The organism is Paraburkholderia sp. GW821-FHT02A12, from assembly GCF_059422005.1.
This window is the reverse complement of record NZ_JBWKWA010000002.1, coordinates 2,229,919-2,249,055: the sequence shown is the minus strand read 5'-3', so window position 1 is coordinate 2,249,055 and position 19,137 is coordinate 2,229,919. Positions and strand designations below refer to the sequence as shown.

Annotated in this window: 22 protein-coding genes; 10 read left to right on the top strand and 12 right to left on the bottom strand. The window is 62.1% G+C overall.

What is annotated here, in order from left to right; all coding sequences use genetic code 11:
• Positions 1–32: 32 nt before the first annotated feature.
• A complete protein-coding gene (locus AC07WT_RS31545; protein WP_492593335.1) occupies positions 33–266 on the top strand; it encodes a DUF6566 family protein in 234 nt (77 codons plus the stop codon).
• Between the two features lie 86 nt (positions 267–352).
• On the opposite strand, the gene AC07WT_RS31540 is transcribed toward AC07WT_RS31545, so the two are convergent.
• The 3 genes from AC07WT_RS31540 to AC07WT_RS31530 all read right to left on the bottom strand — a co-directional run bounded on the left by AC07WT_RS31540 (position 353) and on the right by AC07WT_RS31530 (position 4,003).
• Positions 353–1,711, bottom strand: a complete 1,359-nt coding sequence (locus AC07WT_RS31540) for an MFS transporter (RefSeq protein ID WP_494949991.1) — start codon at positions 1,709–1,711, stop codon at positions 353–355.
• 64 nt (positions 1,712–1,775) lie between these two features.
• Positions 1,776–2,993, bottom strand: coding sequence for a porin (locus tag AC07WT_RS31535; protein WP_494949990.1), 1,218 nt, complete (start codon positions 2,991–2,993; stop codon positions 1,776–1,778).
• 230 nt (positions 2,994–3,223) lie between these two features.
• Complete coding sequence (locus AC07WT_RS31530; protein ID WP_494949989.1) at positions 3,224–4,003, bottom strand: helix-turn-helix transcriptional regulator; 780 nt, start codon at positions 4,001–4,003, stop codon at positions 3,224–3,226.
• 102 nt (positions 4,004–4,105) lie between these two features.
• Here AC07WT_RS31530 and AC07WT_RS31525 point away from each other — a divergent pair, with 102 nt between their 5' ends.
• Together AC07WT_RS31525 and AC07WT_RS31520 are read left to right on the top strand one after the other, a co-directional pair.
• Entirely contained in the window at positions 4,106–5,173 is a 1,068-nt protein-coding gene (locus tag AC07WT_RS31525; protein ID WP_494949988.1) for a zinc-binding dehydrogenase, read from the top strand.
• Between the two features lie 451 nt (positions 5,174–5,624).
• Entirely contained in the window at positions 5,625–6,599 is a 975-nt protein-coding gene (locus tag AC07WT_RS31520; protein ID WP_494949987.1) for a hypothetical protein, read from the top strand.
• 169 nt (positions 6,600–6,768) lie between these two features.
• On the opposite strand, the gene AC07WT_RS31515 is transcribed toward AC07WT_RS31520, so the two are convergent.
• Positions 6,769–7,011 (bottom strand): DUF6429 family protein, encoded by a 243-nt coding sequence (locus AC07WT_RS31515; protein WP_429259590.1) that lies wholly within the window; start codon positions 7,009–7,011, stop codon positions 6,769–6,771.
• Complete coding sequence (locus AC07WT_RS31510; protein WP_492596519.1) at positions 7,008–8,102, bottom strand: IS630 family transposase; 1,095 nt, start codon at positions 8,100–8,102, stop codon at positions 7,008–7,010. The genes AC07WT_RS31515 and AC07WT_RS31510 overlap by 4 nt, the downstream gene beginning before the upstream one ends.
• A gap of 287 nt (positions 8,103–8,389) precedes the next feature.
• On the opposite strand from AC07WT_RS31510, the gene AC07WT_RS31505 reads away from it, so the two are divergent.
• Positions 8,390–8,710, top strand: coding sequence for a DUF4148 domain-containing protein (locus tag AC07WT_RS31505; protein ID WP_492593341.1), 321 nt, complete (start codon positions 8,390–8,392; stop codon positions 8,708–8,710).
• A 250-nt stretch (positions 8,711–8,960) separates the two neighbouring features.
• Here AC07WT_RS31505 and AC07WT_RS31500 read toward each other — a convergent pair whose 3' ends face one another.
• The 3 genes from AC07WT_RS31500 to AC07WT_RS31490 form a co-directional block, all read right to left on the bottom strand.
• The gene (locus AC07WT_RS31500; RefSeq protein WP_492593342.1) at positions 8,961–9,710 is read right to left on the bottom strand and encodes a hypothetical protein; all 750 of its coding nucleotides are present in this window, start codon (positions 9,708–9,710) and stop codon (positions 8,961–8,963) included.
• Positions 9,711–9,928: 218 nt separating this feature from the next.
• Entirely contained in the window at positions 9,929–10,195 is a 267-nt protein-coding gene (locus AC07WT_RS31495; RefSeq protein WP_492593343.1) for a DUF4148 domain-containing protein, read from the bottom strand.
• Positions 10,196–10,243: 48 nt separating this feature from the next.
• On the bottom strand, positions 10,244–10,471 hold the full coding sequence (locus AC07WT_RS31490) for a hypothetical protein (protein WP_494949986.1): 228 nt from the start codon (positions 10,469–10,471) through the stop codon (positions 10,244–10,246).
• On the opposite strand from AC07WT_RS31490, the gene AC07WT_RS31485 reads away from it, so the two are divergent.
• From AC07WT_RS31485 to AC07WT_RS31465, 5 genes are all read left to right on the top strand, one after another.
• Entirely contained in the window at positions 10,455–10,616 is a 162-nt protein-coding gene (locus AC07WT_RS31485; RefSeq protein ID WP_494949985.1) for a hypothetical protein, read from the top strand. The genes AC07WT_RS31490 and AC07WT_RS31485 overlap by 17 nt on opposite strands.
• 95 nt (positions 10,617–10,711) lie before the next feature.
• A complete protein-coding gene (locus AC07WT_RS31480) occupies positions 10,712–11,656 on the top strand; it encodes a metallophosphoesterase family protein (protein WP_494949984.1) in 945 nt (314 codons plus the stop codon).
• A 34-nt stretch (positions 11,657–11,690) separates the two neighbouring features.
• Positions 11,691–12,035, top strand: a complete 345-nt coding sequence (locus AC07WT_RS31475) for a cupredoxin domain-containing protein (protein ID WP_494949983.1) — start codon at positions 11,691–11,693, stop codon at positions 12,033–12,035.
• 382 nt (positions 12,036–12,417) lie between these two features.
• Positions 12,418–13,194: a hypothetical protein gene (locus AC07WT_RS31470; RefSeq protein WP_494949982.1), complete on the top strand. Its 777-nt coding sequence runs from the start codon at positions 12,418–12,420 to the stop codon at positions 13,192–13,194.
• A complete protein-coding gene (locus AC07WT_RS31465) occupies positions 13,154–14,284 on the top strand; it encodes a diguanylate cyclase domain-containing protein (RefSeq protein ID WP_494949981.1) in 1,131 nt (376 codons plus the stop codon). The genes AC07WT_RS31470 and AC07WT_RS31465 overlap by 41 nt, the downstream gene beginning before the upstream one ends.
• 101 nt (positions 14,285–14,385) lie before the next feature.
• Here AC07WT_RS31465 and AC07WT_RS31460 read toward each other — a convergent pair whose 3' ends face one another.
• From AC07WT_RS31460 to AC07WT_RS31450, 3 genes are all read right to left on the bottom strand, one after another.
• Positions 14,386–14,541 carry a hypothetical protein gene (locus tag AC07WT_RS31460; protein ID WP_494949980.1) on the bottom strand — a complete coding sequence of 52 codons (156 nt, stop codon included), beginning with the start codon at positions 14,539–14,541 and terminating at the stop codon, positions 14,386–14,388.
• Between the two features lie 78 nt (positions 14,542–14,619).
• Positions 14,620–16,092, bottom strand: a complete 1,473-nt coding sequence (locus tag AC07WT_RS31455; protein WP_492593351.1) for a sodium:solute symporter family protein — start codon at positions 16,090–16,092, stop codon at positions 14,620–14,622.
• A complete protein-coding gene (locus AC07WT_RS31450) occupies positions 16,089–16,304 on the bottom strand; it encodes a DUF3311 domain-containing protein (protein WP_494949979.1) in 216 nt (71 codons plus the stop codon). Before AC07WT_RS31450 ends, AC07WT_RS31455 begins: the two co-directional genes overlap by 4 nt.
• A 340-nt stretch (positions 16,305–16,644) precedes the next feature.
• Between AC07WT_RS31450 and AC07WT_RS31445 the strand changes: the two genes are divergently transcribed.
• The gene (locus tag AC07WT_RS31445) at positions 16,645–17,319 is read left to right on the top strand and encodes a MarC family protein (RefSeq protein WP_494949978.1); all 675 of its coding nucleotides are present in this window, start codon (positions 16,645–16,647) and stop codon (positions 17,317–17,319) included.
• Positions 17,320–17,387: 68 nt separating this feature from the next.
• Here AC07WT_RS31445 and AC07WT_RS31440 read toward each other — a convergent pair whose 3' ends face one another.
• Positions 17,388–19,127 (bottom strand): cobaltochelatase CobT-related protein, encoded by a 1,740-nt coding sequence (locus tag AC07WT_RS31440; RefSeq protein WP_494949977.1) that lies wholly within the window; start codon positions 19,125–19,127, stop codon positions 17,388–17,390.
• Positions 19,128–19,137 lie beyond the last annotated feature (10 nt).

The window sequence follows — 19,137 nt, the reverse complement described above, 5'->3', positions numbered from 1 at the left end:
CGATGCGTAACGAACAGGCACTGAGACACGTCATGCAACCGCATACCTTCACTCATCGAGGCTACGAGATCACCGTCCACCCGGAACAAAACGAATTCGGCGCATGGCAAGCAAAAGTAAGCGTACGCCGGTCTACGGAGACGGTCGCGGAATTCCACCCGGAAACGGTCCAGCCGGAATGGTTGACGCAGGAGGAAGCGGTACGCGATGGATTGGAGCGGGCCACACGCCTGATCGATCGAAAGCTTGAGGGGCCGCTGGTATAGGTGCCTGAGGCGCCTGGATCGGTGCACAACAACGTGAACGGCAACGTGCCCCGAAGCTCGCTAACCTTCGGGGCACGTCGTGCGCTTCAGTGCCCGAACGACTCGGTCTTCGAGGCCGGAATCGAGGACACATGCGGCCGTGCAACCTGCTTCAGCAGCAAGGCCACGCAAGCAATCACACCCGCGGCTGCTACCGTCGCGAAGATACCGGCGAACGTGAAGTGGCGCCGCGTCAGTTCGGCGACGAGGAACGATCCCGCGATGCCGCCGAAGCGTCCGATCCCCAGCATCCACGCGACGCCCGTGCCGCGTCCTTGCGTCGGATAGAACGCAGCGGCCAGCGCCGGCATCGACGACTGCGCGGTATTCATCAGCACGCCCGCGACGAACACGACGAATACCAGCGCGCCCACGTTGCCGACCGCCTGGCCGATGAAATAGACGCTCACCGCGGTCAGCGCATAGCAGGCCGCGATGATGCGGTTCGCGTTGAAGCGGTCCATCAGCACGCCGCACAGCACGGCGCCCACCCCGCCGAGCGGGAACAGGGCCGAGATCAGCGTCGCGCGCTGCGGCGTGAGGCCGGCGTCCTTCAGCAGGATCGGCATCCAGTTGATCGACGCATAGAAAATCACGAGGCCCATGAAGTACGCGACCCACAGCATCACGGAGCCGATGATGTACGAGCGCGACAGCACCACGCCGAGGCCCTTGCCGCCCGTTTGCGGAGCGTTCTCGGTCATCATGAACGTGCCGGCTTGCGATGCTTCGGCGGAAATCCGCGCCAGTGCCGCGCGAATCCGCTCGACCGGCTGATTGTTCGCGACCATGTAGCGCACGGACTCCGGCATTTTCAGCAGAAGCACGACCAACAACAGCAGCGGCGTAACGCCGCCGAGCAGCAGTACGCTGCGCCAGCCGAAATGCGGAATCATCCACGCGGCGAGAAAGCCTCCGAACGCCGCGCCCAGCGGAAAGCCGCAGAACATCAGATTGATCAGCGTGGCGCGGCGGCGGTCCGGACAGTACTCGCCCATCATCGTGACGGCGTTCGGCATGGCCGCGCCGAGACCGACGCCGGTGATGAAGCGCAGCGTCGTCAATTGCCCGATGCTGGTGGAGAAAGACGAGCCGAGGCACGCCACGCCGAACAGCAGGACCGCGCCGAGCAGCATCGAGCGCCGCCCGAGCCGGTCGGACAGCGGCCCTGAGCCGAGCGCGCCGCATGCAAGGCCGAACAGCGCCGCGCTGAGCACGGGCGCGAGCGCCGGTTTGGTGATGCCCCATTCGGCGATCAGCGACGGTGCAATGAAGCCGATCGCTGCCGTGTCAAAGCCGTCCAGCAGGACGACGATGAAACACATGAAAAAAATCAGCCACTGAAACGGCGAAAAGGGGTGCTCGTTGATGAAGGTCTGAACGTTGACGGTGGCGGTGCGGCTCATGATCTGTCTCCTGACTGCGTGGAGGCCCGTCGTACCGAGCCGTCCTTCTTACTCTGTGCGCCGATTAGAAGCGGTGCACGATGCCGACGCCTGCCGCGAACTGGCTGCGCGACGATGACGGCGCGCTCTGGAAGCCGTCGCCGATCGTCGCGGTGGCGGTAATGATGTGGCCCGAGCCCGCGGTGCCGAGCGTGTTGCCGTTGGTCCGCTGGAACGCCTGCAGCGCGTAGAGGCCGGTGCGCTTCGACAACGCATAGTATTCCGACAGATTGACCTGCTGGTACTGCGCCGAGCTCGTGATGCCGTTCGCCTTCGTGGCGCGCGTGTAGCTGTAGCCGGTTGCGAAGTCCCATGCAACCAATGGCTTCCAGTGCAGCACGACGCCGCCCGTGTTGAAGACCGCTGTATCGTGGAAGCTCGATCCTACCCCCGGAATGTACTGTACGTTCGAGTATGCAGCCGACACATCCCAGCCGTTGCCGAAGTTATAGCCGCCGGTGACCGCGAAGCGCTGCTGCGCCTGGGCCGTCTGGTAGCCGTTGGTCACGGCCGACACGCCTGCTTGAGCGCCGTTGTTCGACACGGTCGAATCCGCGCCGAAGGTGCCGCCGCCCACGGTCGAATTGTTCAGGCGCATGAAGCCGACCGCCACGCCGACCGGGCCGTTGATGTACTGGATCGCGCCGCTCCACGTGGAGCCGCGGTTCAGGCTGCCGGGCACGCCGCCGAGCGAATACGAGCCGCTGAATGTGAAGCCGTACAGCTTCGGCGATGTATAGACCAGCGAATTATTCGCGCGGTAGATCGTGTCGAGTGCGTCGACGTCGCCCGCGTGCGCGCCGTAGAAACCGGTGAGCCAGGTCGTCGGGCTATACGGCGAGAGCAACGAGTAGTACGCCGTGTATTGACGGCCCGCGGTGAAGGTGCCGTAAGTCGGATTCGTCACGCCGACCAGCGCCTGGCGGCCGAACATCGCATTCGTATACTGCTGCGCGCCGTTGGTGGAGGAGAAACCGGATTCCAGCTGAAAGATCGCCTTGGTGCCGCCGCCGAGATCTTCCGCACCTTTCAGGCCGAAGCGGCTGCCGGCCCACACACCCGACACCATACTGACATTCGACCGGCCACCCGTTGTCGAACCACGCGACGTCTGGCTGCTTTGATACGAGAGACCCGCATCGACGACGCCGTACAGCGTAACGCTGCTTTGCGCGAATGCCGGCGCGCCGGCGAGTGCCGTGACCGCGCAGGCGACGCGGGTCAATGCGATGGTGTGCTTCATGTGAACGATTCTCCCGTGAACCTGACTGTGACGACCGGTGGTAGCCCAGTCGTCATATTTTTTTGCTTGAATGATGTTCGTATATCGAACTCTGATTCAATATGCGAACGGGCGCAACTGTAAACAATCTGTTATTCAATCGTCAAGGCGGGATAACCCGCGACTGACGGCGGGGAAACGCGCGGCATCCGGGCCCGGCATCCACCGAATCGATCTACGCGGCGTCCACCTTATATATAGATGGCGAGCTTTAGAGAAGGGTCGTCGTTGGCCTGGAACGTTGCGTATTCGACCCGTAATTCGCCCATGGTCGGGTGATGAAGTAACTTGCGGCCGGCTTGGGTGCCCTGAACATCGTGTGTTTTCCACCAGGCGTCGAACTCCGGACAGCCTTCGCGAAGACGGGCCTGCAACTCGAGAAAGGCCGCATCGCCGGCCCACAGATCGTGGCTCGCGCGGAACTGCGCAACCATGCGCCTCGCCTCCCGGGCCCAGCCTGCGCCGAAAAGCTGCCGGGCATGGGCGGTCGTCAACATGTAGACGAGGATATTGCGGTCGCGTTTTCGCATTGCGCCGAAATCCGTGAACAGTTCGGCAGCTGCGTTATTCCACGCCAGGATGTCGGATCGGCGGCCGGTGACGTAGGCGGGTTGAGCGAGATTTTCGACGACGCGGCGTACGGTATCGGGGACTGTCTCGAGAACGAAAGGGCGGCGTTCCGCGACGCGCGCCAGCGCTCGCAAGTGCGCGTGTTCCGCCGCATCGAGGCGCAACGCGCGGGCGAGTGCATCGACCGTGGTGGAAGAAGGGCTGACATCGCGGCCCTGCTCGAGACGGACATACCAGTCGACACCGATGCCGGCGAGCTCGGCCACTTCCTCGCGTCTGAGGCCGGGTGTACGCCGCCGCCGCTCGTTCGCGATGCCGAGCGCGCCCGGGTCCAGACGCTCCCGGCGGGCGCGCAAAAAATGACCTAGTTCGGCCTTGCTGGAGTCCACCGCGTCATTCATGACAGTGTCCGGGAGGGATCGCTCGGTCCTGGGATAGTACCAGCCCTGAATACGCCTGCTTTGCGCACCTATGATGGCTTCTCCGCACGAAGGAGGGAAGCCATGAAAGCCGCTCTGCTGAAAGCATTCGGATCACCGCTGGTTATTGAAAGCTTGCCCGATCCTCACCCCGGCGCGGGCGAGGTGGTGATCGAAATTGTCGCCGCGCCGGTGCTGTCTTACGCCGCTGAGGTGTTCAGCGGAGCCCGGCAGTATCCATTGCTGCTGCCGCTTGCCGTCGGAGTCGGCGCGGTTGGACGCGTGCACGCGGTGGGGCCGGATGCGACACGCCTGACTACAGGAGAATGGGTGTTTTGCGACCCTACGGTGCGCTCGCGCGATGACGTAATCTCGCCCGACGTCATGCTGCAAGGCTGGATTGCTCCGGGCGAAGGCCCGCAGCGTTTGCAGGCGCATTTCCGCCACGGCCCGTTCGCCGAAAAGATGCTGATACCGATGGAAAACGCGGTCCGTCTCGGCGCGCTCGATCGGGCGGCTGCACGGCGCTGGTGTGCACTGAATACGCTGCTCGTTTCCTGCGGCGGATTGCTCGCGGCCGACTTGCAAGCAGGAGAGACGATCCTGGTCAGCGGCGCAACCGGCCATTTCGGCAGCGCGGCGATAGCGGTCGCGCTGGCCATGGGCGCAGGTTGCGTCGTCGCGCCCGGCCGCAATACAGCAGTCCTTGACGATCTTGCGCGCCGATTCGGCCCTCGCGTTACGGCAGTCGCGCTCACGGGCGACGAAGGCGATGATCGGCAGCGCATGTGCCGGGCTGCGCCGGGGCCGATCGACAAAGTGCTCGATCTACTGCCCCCTATGCCGGACGCGGCACCGTCGCGCGCCGCGGCAGTGACGGTCCGGCCGCACGGCACTGTGGTGCTGATGGGCGGCCTGCGTGTAGGTCTGGAATTGCCTTACGCCCATCTGATGCGCAACTGCATCACGGTGCGCGGTCAATACATGTACCCTCGCAATGCGCCGGCGCGTCTCGTCGCATTGATCCGTTCGGGCCTTCTGTCGCTGGACGATTTCGAAGTGACGAGCTTCGGCCTCGATCAGGCCAATGAGGCGGTCGTGCACGCCGCCGCGCATGGCGGCCCGTTCCGCGTCACCGTCATCGAGCCATAACACGGAACAAGCCGGCCTCGCGCGTGGGCTCGATTCAATCTTGGCGATTGAATAGGTCTTAAAATAAGGGGTGAAATCGCATCGATCTTCAGATGTCGCAATTACTACCAGTAGCACTGAACGAAGCGCGAGGAACCGGGTAAGTCCGACCGGTGCGAACGCAGATTGACGGCAGCAGTGTTGCGTCTTGCTGAGTTTTGGCGGAAAGGCAACATTTAGACGTGAAACGATAGTGAATGCCTGATACCTGCGCCACGGACCTGCCGGTTCCCTCGCCGCATATCAGCTCACCCGACACGAGCGCGACCGCCATGATGGCTCGAGCCGCGGTTCGACGACTGCGCACATCGCGCGGACATCCGGCGTGCCCCACGACACGTGGATCAATGGCCCTACGGTAACGGCAGCGCCGGAAAAAGCGAACCGTTTCTCACGCTAAGTGAGGAGCAACGTGAATCTTTTTCCTTGCACTCTGGTTTATGTGGATCTCGATGCAAGCCCCGGTCCCAACGCGACGAATCGCGATCCGCTCTCGTATGTGAGTCAGGCTGTCTGCCTGAACAACAGTTTGCGGCGCGTCGGCATTCCCACGTTGACCATCATGACCAATGCGCCAGCGCAGGTCGCGGCGCGGCTCGACAGTATGGCGCTGGAGCATCGTCCGGCGCTCATGACGTTGAGCGCGACGATCGAGTTGCCGAAGAACACGCCGTTCTACGCGGCGCATTTCAAACTGGATCTGATGGATCAGATCGCCTGCGCGTTGCCCGCCGACACGATGCTGTTGCTGCTCGACGCGGACATGGTGGCGATGCAGCCGCTCGACAGAAGACTGATCGAACGATGCGCCGAAGCCGGCTTGGGCGCGTTCGATATCTCCGATCAGGTATTCCCGGCGTATGGGAGCGAAAGCGTCGTCGCGGATCTGGAAATCGTCGCGGGTCAGCGGCTCAGGAATCCGCGCTGGTACGGCGGCGAGTTCCTGCTGGCGACGCCCGACGCATTGCGCCGGCTGGTGCCGCGAGCGCGCGCCAGTTACGCGCGATATCTCGGCGAAATCGGCCGCATGCGCCATCACGGCGACGAAGCGTTTATTTCCGCGACGCTGAACGCATTGGTCGACGAGGGGCAGGCGCTTGTCGAGGTCGGTGCTTATCAGGCGGTCGGCCGTCATTGGCCCGGCAATAATTATCGCGACTGGATCTGGTTTCGCGGCTGTTCGCTGGTTCATTTGCCGGGCGGCAAGGCGTTGCTGGAGAAAGAGGCGCGCTTTGGCGAATTCGTGCCGGCCCGTTTCTGGCGCCGCATGCGAGTCGCGCATTGGCGCGGCCGCGTGCGCCACGCGCTGAAACGGATCGCTCGGTGGCTGAGCGTCGAGCGCCTCGCGACACGGTCTGCTTATGCAGTGCGCGGCGTGAAGAGTTAAAACGCGATCGGGTCAATCGGGTTGCAGCGAGCCGGTATCAGGGTAAATTCAAGCTGAAGCAGCAGACGCAGTAAAGGGCAGGGACGTGGCCCGCATCGTTGGCGATGCGGGCCACGTCACGTCGATAATTTTAGCGGCCTCTAGTGTCCTGAGTTAGAAGTTCGTTGAATCAATCTTCCGCTCTATCCGAAATGACGAAATGCTGATTAAAAAGCCGCTCGGACTCGCGCAACCCTTCTTCGGTAAAGATCACGGATTTCGTCTTGTTGACCGGATCATCAATGAAGCCGCGTTCGTAGAGCCGATTTAGCACATCCCAGTCGAAACCCTTCCATGCGCGGTATCGATCATGCAGGGTCAGGTAGAGGAGTGCCAGGGCGACTTCATCAATTGCATCGGTATTGATTTTCATGGTGCTACTCCCGCGGCCTTACGAACCCGCACACAAAACCGTTCGAGGCTGGCCAGGATCTCGTCAGCCGACTTGCTCCAGGCAAACGGCTGGGGATTAGCGTTATAGGTGTCCAGGTAATGACGAATCGCGTCTTCGAGCTGACGTGTCGATCGATGCGTGCCGCGTCGAAGGTATTTTTCAGTGAGCGTGGCGAACCAGCGTTCGACCTGATTAAGCCAGGACGCCGAAGTGGGCGTGAAGTGAACATGGAAGCGAGGATGGCGAGCGAACCAGGCTTTGATCGAGGGTGTTTTGTGCGTCCCATAGTTGTCCATCACCAGATGCACATCCAGACCGGATGGCACGCTGGCTTCGATGGTACGCAGAAAGCGCAGGAATTCGCTGCTGCGATGGCGCCGATGTACCTCCCCGATCACTTCACCAGTAGCAATGTCCAGCGCAGCGAACAGCGTGGTCGTGCCGTGGCGCATGTAATCATGCGTGCGTCGCTCAGCGATGCCGGGTGCCAGTGGCAATATGGGTTGCGTGCGGTCCAGCGCCTGAATCTGGCTCTTCTCGTCCACGCACAGCACCATGGCCTTGAGCGGCGGATCCAGATAAAGCCCGACGATATCTCGCACCTTGTCGACGAACATCGGATCGCTGGAGAGCTTGAACGTTTCCTGCCGATGCGGTTGCAAACCAAAAGCACGCCAGATTCGCGTGACTGCGGTCTGCGACAATTTCATCTCATGAGCCATCGTGCGCGTGCTCCAGTGAGTAGCTCCGACAGGAACGGACTCGAGCGTCTTCGCAATGACAGCATCGACGCGCGCGTCATCGATCGTTCTCGGCGCGCCGGGCCGAGGCGCATCAAGCAGTCCGTCCAGACGGTGGATCACGAACCGCGCCCGCCACTTCGAAACCGTTTGCTGAGTGACCCGCTGTTTCGCCGCAACTGTCTTGTTATCCATACCATCGGCACAAGCCAGTACGATGCGCGCCCGCAATGCCAGGGCCTGTGCCGTCTTGCGTCGCATCGTCAGCGCTTGCAGTTGTTCGCGTTCCGATTCGCTCAGCACGAGTTCTCCTTTGGGCCGTCCGCTCATCGTTACCTCCCGTATCAAGTGCCACACAAGACACTTTAGTACGGGATTGACATCTTTCAATGAATTTCTAACTCAGGACACTAGTGCCGTTCCGCGTTTGAGAAAGACGTATGCGCGGTTCGAGACAATCGCAGCGTTTCCAGCACCACGTGAGCTCAGGTTTCGTCGTTGACGCCACCTCCAAAGGGAATAAGCAAGCCGGTTCGAAGGTTAACCCATGCAGAGCGTCATGCTGCAGCGTCAGGTCGACGTCGAACATCGTGCGCTCGCACTTCGTGGAGAAAATCATGAAACTGAGTTCGCTGAATCGGCTTGTCATACAGTTCGCACCGGGTACGCTCATCGTGAGCGCAGCACTATTGGCGACGTCGACCACTGTCTTTGCACAAACGGCGCCGGAGCCAGGCGCGCATCAACTCACCCGCGCGGAAGTCATGCATGAACTCGAGGAGTTGGAGGCGGCCGGCTATAACCCGTCGCAGGGCGACGACGCTGCCTATCCCGCTGATCTTCAGGCGGCGGAACAACGGGTTGCCGCCAAACATGCGGCGGAAAAGAATGTGCTGACCGGTGCAAGCCCGGCAGCACCGACGAGGCCCACGCCTTGAAGTCGACGGGTTGCCCGGATCAAAGGACGCAATAGTTTGGTTTGCGATTCAGCGACGTCTGATGGCGGCAGGAAAAAGACAACCACGAAAGCCACGTTTCTGCATGTATTCGCAGCGAGTGGACCAGTCGCCGTGCTCACCCTTGCGTTGCCCTGTCGCGCGGGCGCATGCAGCGCTCACGCTTGCTTTGTCGCTTGTTGTCGTTTGTTGTTGCCTTGGCCAGACTGTGATGTTTGCCGCGTTGCCGGAATCAGACATTTAGCGCCGCTTTGCGCGACCTTCGACGCTCCAGCCAGCTCCGCAATTGACCCGCCAGAAAAGCGCTGACGACCAGCGCAAGGTACACGGTGACGAGATCGTGACGCCACGCATCGAGTGCGGGTTGATGCGCGACCAGTTTCGGGTCGGGCGCGGGAAGGATCGCGTGCATTGCCACGACGGCACGCTTCATCCGGACAAAGCCCGCTGCGGATAGCAGCGGCAGGAATACGAGCAGGGTAAGCAGCGCGGGCTTCGCGTCGCGCACGATCGCATAGTGGCGCAACCGGAGCCACAAGCCGAGGCAGCCGTGCAGCCAGCCCGGCGCGAGCAGCGCCAGTTGCAGGCCTTGCGTGCCGCTCGTAATCAGCGATATCACGATCCGCTCGTAGTTCGGTTCGAAGCCGTAGAGCGAGCCCGCGAGGCGCGTTGCCACCGCATGGCGGATGAGCAGAAGAGGCAGGCTGAGTCCTGCCCAAAGGCGTATCCATTCGGTGAGCGGCAGCGCCCAGTGATTGCGCCCGTAGATCGTGCGCAAGGCCAGCGCAAAATGCAGGAGGGCCGCACCGTACAGCAGGATCGTTCCAGGCACGCTGCGCCAGACTCGCAGAGCCAAGGCGAGGCCGTGTCCCGCAAGATCGAGCGACCAGATCCCGAGTGCGTGGTTGACCAGGTGGAGAAACAGATAGATCAGCAGCACCACGCCCGATGCTAGCTGCAAGCGGCGCAAAACAGGTCGCACTTCAACCTCCGTTGATGTTGTCCATGCAAACGGGTTTGTTTGAAGCCCGTTTGAAGGTCGCTTGAAACCGCTTGAAACCGCTTGAAACCCGTTGAAGCCCGCTTGAAACTGCGACCGAAAACGCTGCGGCCGAAAGGCCAGGAACGGCGTGCGGTCCTTTGCGCTCGCACGGTAATCCTGGCGTAGCTTTCGGCACATGTTCCGGCGGCGCGGAACATTCAATTGGCCGCTTTAGCCGATGCCCCGCTTGCGGCCGCGTCGCGGGCTGCATTCTGTTGGGCGAGATGCGCTTGCTTCATGCGCTCCACTTGTGCGGCGAAAATCGGATTGACGTCCGGGTACGAGGTGTCGGTAACGTAGTTCAGGCCGTTTTGCTGCGCTTCGATCAGTTCCTGATAGACCTCGGCGCGCGTCTTGGCTTGGGCAAATGCAGCCGACGATGTGAAAACGGCCAGCGAAATGGCGGCGATGACGAGCTTTTTCATTTCAGACTCCTATGAGTGTTGCACGGTGTGCGACGAGCAGACGCCGCTTCATTCCTGAATATTCCCAGGGCTTGAATGAACAGCGCGGGTCCGACTGTTCCTCGCCGCTTGCCCTCGGCGGCCAATATCGGACGGCGCTTCGCAGTGACGTACCGCATCGGCGAATCGCTGCAACGCGCAGAGCGAACCGCATACGCTCTGGTACTCCTCGCGACCGATCCTGCCGTCGAGGATGACGGTTATGCCCGAGGCGCGGGCCATGTCGATGATGTCCATGTCGACTACTCCTTTCGTGTTCTCCGATCTGCAAGACTGCCGGTTCGGTGTGGCTATTCCCACGTTCCCGCAGATTGCGGGCGTGTCGGCCAGCCGGGCGGCGGGATTGAAAAAAAATGCGGCGGATCGGTTTGGGCGGGAATAAAACGGATGGCACGGCAGTCACGCTTCATGAACCGAGTCGAGAGGCCCGCCGGATGATCCCGCGGTCTGCCTCCGAATCTTTATCCTGAGGTCAATATGTCGTCAGATCATTCATTCGATCCGTCGCGTCGCGGCGCGCTGAAATGTCTCGCGTTCGGCGGCGTGGGCACCGTGTTCATGCTGGCCGGAGGCGTTCTCACGCCGGTGGAGTTGGCCCTTGCCGCCGGCGCGAAGGATTCATCGACGGCCGGCAATGTTCCCCTTTTCCTGCAGATCAGCGACACGCATATCGGTTTCAATAAGGAAGCCAATCCGGATGTCGCGGGCACGCTCAAGCAGACGATCGACTTCGTCAATGCCATGCCGGTCAAACCGGCGCTGACAATCCATACGGGCGACATCACGCATCTATCCAAGCCGGCCGAGTTCGATCTCGCGGCGCAATTGCTGTCGGGGCTGAATATCACGGAGTTGCACACCGTGCCGGGCGAACACGATGTGACGGATGGGCCAGGGGCCGAATACTTCAGCCGGTTCGGTCAAGCCTCGGACAATAGGGGCTATTACAGCTTCGACCACAACGGCGTGCACTTCGTCGGTCTCGTCAATGTCATGCATTTCAAGCCGAACGGTTTGGGAGGCCTGGGCGATGAACAACTTGCATGGCTCGAAAACGACCTGAAGAGCCGCTCATCCAGCACGCCGATTGTCGTCTTCGCGCACATGCCGATGTGGACGATCTACGAGCCGTGGGGCTGGGGCACTGGCGATGCGGGCCAGGCAATGAGCTATCTGAAGCGCTTCGGTTCGGTGACGGTCCTGAACGGCCATATTCACCAGATCGTCTCGAAGGTCGAGGGCAATATCACCTTCCATACAGCGCGCTCCACGGCCTATCCGCAGCCGACTGCCGGCAACGGGCCAGGCCCAGTGCCGCTGACGGTGGCGAGCGATCAGCTTCCCAGGATGCTCGGGGTGACTAGCATCAAGATCGTGCGCCATCCGCTCAAGGCGACGCTGGCCGATACCACGCTCGTTTGACTTCCGGATACCGTCCACCAGCAGGAGATAAGTTATGCCAACGACTCATATTCGCCGTGTCTTTTTTTCGCTCCTCGGGATTGGAGGGATCATGGCGGCATCGGCCGTTTTTTCTGTCGCTCGAGCCGAGGATCCCAACGCGGTTGTTATCAAGAACTTCATGTTCTCGCCGATGGCGCTCACGATCAAAGCCGGTTCGACGGTGACCTGGAAGAATCTCGATGGCGAACCGCATACGGTTGTCAACGACGCCGGTATTTTTCATTCCGCGGCACTCGATCAGGACGATACTTTTCAGTTCAAGTTCGATAAGCCGGGGATCTATAAGGTGTTCTGCGGCATACATCCGAATATGAGGGAGACGATTACCGTGCAATAGGGGACTCGGGGGCCTCGGAGGCCTCGGTGGGCGCGTAGCGCCTGGTAACACATGTAACCGATTGCGAGTTCCCAGCGGCCCACTCTCAGTGGGCCCATTTGTTGCGTGTCGGATAGCCGTGGCGCATCACTTCCGCGTCAGCGGGAAAGGGGCGGGCAGTCCAGCTTCACCGCCCCGCGCATCGCTACACACCGTGTGGAATTTTTACCTGTTCTGATCAATAAAAATCCAATTCGCAAGCTGACTTCCGGCGCGGCAGCGGATATTGTCGCCGCCCGGCGAGCGGGGTACATTCTTCCAGCGGCTTTGCATTGGCCAATTGCAAGCCGTGCGAACACAAGTCTGCTGAAACGGCAGACGTACGAGTCCGGAGAGTGTTGCGATGTTCAACCATACCGACTTGCCTGAATCAGCTGTAGATGGCCCGGATACCGGTTTCAATCCTGACTTTGAGTCGATGCCCGCCGCACCGCCTGGGCGATTCGGACGTCTTGCGCTTTGTGTCTCGGCCGCAGGTGCGTTGGCTCTCGGCGTAGTGGGTACGGTTGCTTACGGCGTCTGGTTCAACCACGATCAGAAGACCTACGCCGAGGCAATGACGGGCGCGCGCGAGGCGCTGGCCATTACCGCTTCGACGGCCGCGGTGAAAGCGGCAGCATCGACGAAACCGGCTGCACCGGCGATATCGGCTGCATCGGTAAAACCGGCGGCATCGACCGAACCGGCGGCATCAGCGAAAGCATCAGCGAACCCGGCGGCATCAGCGAAACCGGCAACACCGTCAGAATCGACAGAATCGACAGCTTCGGCAACAGAAGACGACCCTCCAACTGAAAATGCCTACTTTGCCGGTCAGGTAACACGATCCTCGTCGCTGCCTTCCCGGGAAACTGCCGTTGCCGCCGTGGACCCCGCCGCGTCTGCGTCGTCCGACCGATCCGCTCGCCGCGCAGCCGCTTCGCCAGATCCTGCTGCGCCGCAGCTGGCCGACACGCGCCCTGGCCGGGAAGCCCGAGCCGCTCCGCAGGACCGCCGTACTCAAGTGGTGCACCGGAAAGCCAAGAGGAGCCTCTTTGCCCGTATGGGTCTGTTTTTTCGTCGCGTGAGTTACCGGCAGCATGGCACAGGAAACAGGCAAGACACCTATTCCCATCCCTGAGCGGTTTCGTTCGCGGCGCGCCTTCGCTTCGCGCTTCAGGCTGGGCCCGGCTCCGATTGCCGGCGCATCGTTGCTTTGTCTGCTGATTAGCGTCCTGTATCTTGCCCTGCAAATCAGGACGATTTTTTCGGACCAGTTGCGCCAGGAATATATCGGGTTCGTCCTCGAAGCGGTCGAACGTGCGGAAAGTGCCCGCAACATGGTCGGTGTCTGGCAACACCTGCCTCAAGGTAGCGACGCCCGATCGGACGGCTACCGGCATGCGCGTCAAGAACTCGCAAGACGCCTCGCGTCGCTCGCGGCGCTGGTCGATGCGAGTCCGTCCGAGGCGCCGCAAGTTCCGCCATCCGCGCTATCGCCTGACGCAAATCTCAGCGGTACGGATGCATTGCTCGGCTCGGCATCGGCATATTGGCATGCACAGCGAGACATCGTCGGCGCCGACGTGCGGGTGCGGATTTCCCACGTCGCAAACACGTTGATCGCTTTGGGAGCGTTGCTGTTTGGCATGCTATTCACTGCGCTGGCAATGTATGCGAAGCGTACTCGCCAACTCGCAGGCCGGTCGCACAAGTTCGAACACGCGGCGCTGCACGACGCGATGACCGGGCTGCCAAACAGGCGGAAATTCTTTGCCACGCTCGATGAAGCCGCGGCAAGCTCGTCCGCCGACTCGGCGCTCCCTAGAATTGCGGTCCTTTATATCGACCTGGACGGTTTCAAGCGAGTCAACGATTCCCTCGGCCATCGACTCGGCGATGAATTCCTGATTTCGGTTTCCAGACGTTTTCGCGATTCGGTTCGTCAAGCTGACGTTGTGGCCCGAATCGGCGGCGACGAGTTCGCGGTGCTGATTCGGGATTTTTCGACCGATGCCGAACTGGGGGAAATAGCCCAGCGTCTCATTGGCTGCGTGAGCCAGACTGACGAACTGATGGGGACCGGGCTGGTTCGTGCCAGCATCGGCATCGCCAGTTTTCCCGATCCCATCGAGGACTACCGCCGCCTCGTCGCCGCGGCCGACGAAACGATGTATCAGGTCAAGCGCAACGGCAAGAATGGCTACGCGTTCGCGGTGCGCGCGAACTGATCGGGATTCGATCCCCGCGCAATTTCCGATCCCGGCTTTGCATCGCCGGCAGCGAGACGAGGCGCCGGCGAGGCGAGGTGAGGCGCCGTCGCGTGACGCGTCTATTCGACGTCTTGCGGATTCAGCCACGGTTGAAGATGCGCCCGATTTTCGCGGTAGTAGTTTTGCAGGTCGCCGGCATGGCGCTCGCTCGCGGGCCGCAGCGCGAGGCGCGAGGTCCGGATTTCCCCCGCCGGAAGATCTGTCATCGAACGCATCAACCGTTTCCGTTTTGCCAATCAACGAGCTGCTCCCGTGCATTCACGTCGGCGAACGACGGCAAAGCGCGAAGCCGCTCACTGCACCGCCGCGGACGCCCGCCCGGCCGAACGCGGCTGTGTCATCGCACTGACTGCGGCAAACACGATCACGTTCAAGGCCAAAGCCAGAAACCCCACATTCACATCCTTCAACGCATCAGGCAAAAACGGCATCAACTGCGCAACGCTGAGATGCATCGTCGTCGTCACGGCGACCACCGTCACGCCGGCGAGAATGCCGCAGAACGCCCCCTGTTTCGTCGCCCGATTGCGCGGCGCCAAACTGCAGATCACCGCGGGGAACAGCTGCGTCACGAAGCTGTAACCCATCAGCAGCAAGGCCACGATCGTCTCCCCGCCGTGCAGCGTGAAACCCACGGCCACCAGTGCAACGACAGGCACGAGGATGCGCGCCAGACTCGCCACCGTCGCGTCCGACGCGCCGCGGTTCACGATGCCGCGGTAAACATCGTTGGCAAGCAGTGTCGACGCCGAGGTCAGGATCATCGAGCCCGGCACCAGCGCGGTCAGCACGCCCGCGGCGCCGATCACGCCGATGAACCACGGGTCGAAGGTCTGCAACGACAGGCGGAACAGCGACAGGTCGATGTCGCCGCCCTTCAGGCCCGGCACCTTCAGCGTCGCGGCAAAGCCGACGAAGAACACGAACAGCAGGATCAACTGGTACAGCGGCAGCACCATCGCGTTGCGCCGGAAAATGCGCGCGTCTTTTGCCGTGTATACCGAACCGAACGTGTGCGGCCACATGAAGAATCCCAGCGCGGTCAGCAACACGGTCGACTGGAACCAGGTCACGCTCGAACCCTTGGCCGGGAAGGTCAGGAAGCCGGGGCGGGCGGCATCGATCGCGCGGAACATGTTGCCTAAACCGCCGTAGTAGTGAAGCGGCAGATAAATGCCGAGGAACAACACGATCGCGAGAATCAGCAGATCCTTCACCACCGAATTCCACGCCGAGCCGCGCACGCCGGAGACGATCACATACGAAGTCACCACCGCGGCGCCGATCCACACGGCCGCCGTCGACGAAATCGCGCCGTACGACGCGGTCGCCACTATGATGCCGAGCCCCTTCAATTGCAGCACCAGATACGGAATCAGTGCAGCCACGCCGACCAGCGCCACCAGCGTGCCGAGCGCCGGGCTGTCGTATTTGCGCGCGAAGAAGTGCGGCTGCGAGACGAGATGGTGCTGTTTCGCGTAACGCCAGATCGGCGGCAGCATCCAGTACGAAAGGATGTACGCGAGCGTGCCGTACGCGAGGATGTAGTAGACCGGCGCACCCTTGCCGTAAGCAAAGCCGCTGCCGCCAAGAAAGGTGAAGGTCGTGTAGATTTCGCCGGCCATCAGCAGAAACACGAAGGCCGTGCCGAAGCTGCGGCCGCCCACGGTCCACTGTTCGAGGCTCATGTCGTGGCCGCGCCGCGCGCGCACGCCGAGGTACAGCGCAAACAGCGTGATGGCCGCAATGATGACGAGTGCGCTCATGATCGGAGCTCCTCGCCTTCAGTGGCAATCTGCCGATTGGCGGGGTCCAGACGGTACACGATCGCCATGATGATCGAACTCAGCACCACCCAGATGACGATCCAGGCCAGCACGAACGGCATGCCGAGCACGAGCGGTTCGACACGATTGACAAACGCGATACCGAGCACAATGCCGATGAACGGCAACGCGGCGAGCGCACGAAGCGACATGGGGCAACTCCTCGAACGGTGAGTACGTCTCGTTGAAAGTGTGGCTTCGGTGGCGACTGTATGCCTGATGCTTCGGTTGCGTAAAGCAGGTCAAAAAAGTGTAGGCTTTCCGAAAGTTGTGCGAGCATCTTTCGGCAGCGAGGTTGCTGCGATGCAATGTCAGTCGCACGCGGGGTCGGCACGCTTTATTGCGAATCGCGTGCCGCGCCGCGATATCATCCGGTCACGCCACCCGAGCAATCGAACCTGGACGACGCACAGCGCGTCCAGCCCCGTCAACACAGCACGGCGCACGGTGCGCGGTGAGTCCGCCCGAGCCGCTGCCCGATATGGATCGCGTATGGTCGAAAGTCTGATCTCGGACATTCTGTTTGGCTTTACCGGGCTGATCAGCATCATCAACCCCATCGGCATTGCTTTCGTTTTCCTTGACCGGACTGCCTCATTGACCACGGAGGAGCGCACCGCACTCGCCAGGAAAATCGCCATCAACGTGCTGTGCGTGCTGCTGGTGGCGTTTTTCGTCGGTACGCCGATCTTGCATTTCTTCGGAATTTCGATTCAGGCGCTGCGCATCGGCGGCGGCCTCGCGGTGGCGGTGGGGGGCTGGCAGATGCTCAACGCGCCCGATACGCAACCCACCGAGCAACCCGTCAAGCGTGTGGATGCGGATAACGCGATGTCAAAGGCGTTCTTCCCGCTGACCGTTCCGCTGACCACCGGGCCCGGCTCGATCGCCACCGCCATCGCGCTGACCGCGAACCGCACGCACAAGCTGTCCGACTTCGTGGTGTCGAGTATCGCGTCGGTGGTGATTTCGATCGTCGTGGCCATCGTCGTCTACCTGATCTACAGCCGCGCGGTGATCTTCGCCAAATATCTCGGCGTGGAAGGGACCAAGGTCGCAATGCGGGTATCGTCGTTCCTGCTGCTGTGCATCGGCGTGCAGATCATGCTGACCGGCTTCTCCGAATTCTTGATTCCGATTGCGCAGATGCAGCCCGTGGTCAAATAGAGCGCAGCGCCACGCCCAGGCCGCGTCAGGTCCGTCGAGCGTGCCCGCCCTGCGGCTGGCGTAGCGGGTCAGCGCGTCAGCAGCATCGCGCTCAACACCGAGAACACTGTTGCCGGCAAGTCGGCGAGGCGGCTCACCACCACGTTGTGCGGATAGAAATCCTCGACGGCATCGGTCAGCACGCCGATGCCCACCAGTTCGATGCCGCGTTTGCCGATCGCCGCGACGCGTTCGCGCAGATCGCTGCGCAATACGTGCGGATTACCGTCGCCGGTCGACGGATAGCCGTCGGAGAACACGATCAGGATGCGCCGCCCGGCTGGATGATCGGCGAGCCGGGCGGCCGCCCAGGCCAGCGCCTCGCCGTCGGGATTCTCATGGCCGCAGTCGATTTCCGCGATACCGCTCGGATCGGTCGCGCCGAAGCGTTTATAGACTTTCAGATCGAGCCGCTCGACGAAGCGGTTATAGCGCCGCAAATCCACGCCTGCCGACACTTGCCGCTCGTACAACTGCTTCATCGGCGCCGATTCGAGCGAGCAATAGCCGAGCACTTCGCAATCGAACGACAACTGCGTGAGCGCATCGCACAGCGCGGATGCGCAGAGCCGCGCGAGTTCGATCTTGCGCCCGGCCATCGAACCGCTGCGGTCGATCAGCAGGCTCACGGCCACATCGCGTCCTTTGGCCGCCCGCTGCGTGCGAAACGGCGTGCGGTAACCCGGTGACGTCGCCAGTTTGGCGAGCGACGTGCGGTCGATTTCGCCGCGCTCCTGTTCGCGACGCCAACGCGTGCGTTCGTCGGCGCTCAATGCGCGCTCGAGTTTTTCCTTGAGCGGCGCGGTTTCCTCGCGGGCCAGGGTGCGTAGTGCGCGCCACGTTGCACTGTCGCCCTGGCCGGTGAGATCGGTGATTTCGTCGAATTCGGTGGCGAGCGGGATCGACAGCAGTGCACGTACGGAGTCTGCCGCCGTGCCTGCTTCGCCTGCGCAGCGTGCCGACGGCTGCTGCGCATCGGCTAACGATTGCCCCATGCCGACTGCGCTTTCCGCCTGCGCGCCGCCGCTCTGATCGGCAGGCGGTGCGGTGGCGTTGTCCTGATCGGGCAGGGCGGCGGCGTCGCTGAACGGTTCGGACGAGGTCGCGGCAGTTTCCGTGTCGATGTCTTCGAGCGGATCCGCGCTGAACATCATGCTGTTGACGTCGCCCGCCGACAGCGCCCGCACACGCGCCACGAAGTCTTGCGCCGCCGCGATGCTGTGCGCAGTCGAGCCGCTCGCACGCGCCTGTTCGAGCAAATCTTGCGCGGCATGCAGCGAGGCCATCAGCGAATGGCTCGCCTCGGTCGAGCTCGGCGGTTCGTCCCACAGCGCGCGCTCCACCAGCCAGACCAGCCGGTCGCGCCAGTGCAGCTTCGGCCAATGCTGCCGCGCCTGTTGCGCGGCGTGCACGCGCAGCTTGCCGATGAACCAGCGCGCACCAGGATATTCGTCGAGCAGTTGCGCGCACACGCGGCGGTCTTCGATCACCTGCGCCAACTTTGCCGCGACGCCGGACGGCAACGCCGCGAGTTGCGCGAGCGACGAATGCTTGGCGCGCGCCACCAGCAGATCCAGATAACCGATCAACACGTCGCGCTCGACGCCGCCGTTCAGCTCATAGTCGGGAATCACGATGCGGCCGGGTTCGACACGCGGCCCATCCGGACTGAACGCGACCGTCACGCCGTATTGCCCGGTGAGCACGCGCGCCACTTTGCCGAGCGTCGATTCGAAGGCGAAGCCCCGCGTGTCGCGCGCTGCGTGCATCACGCTCACC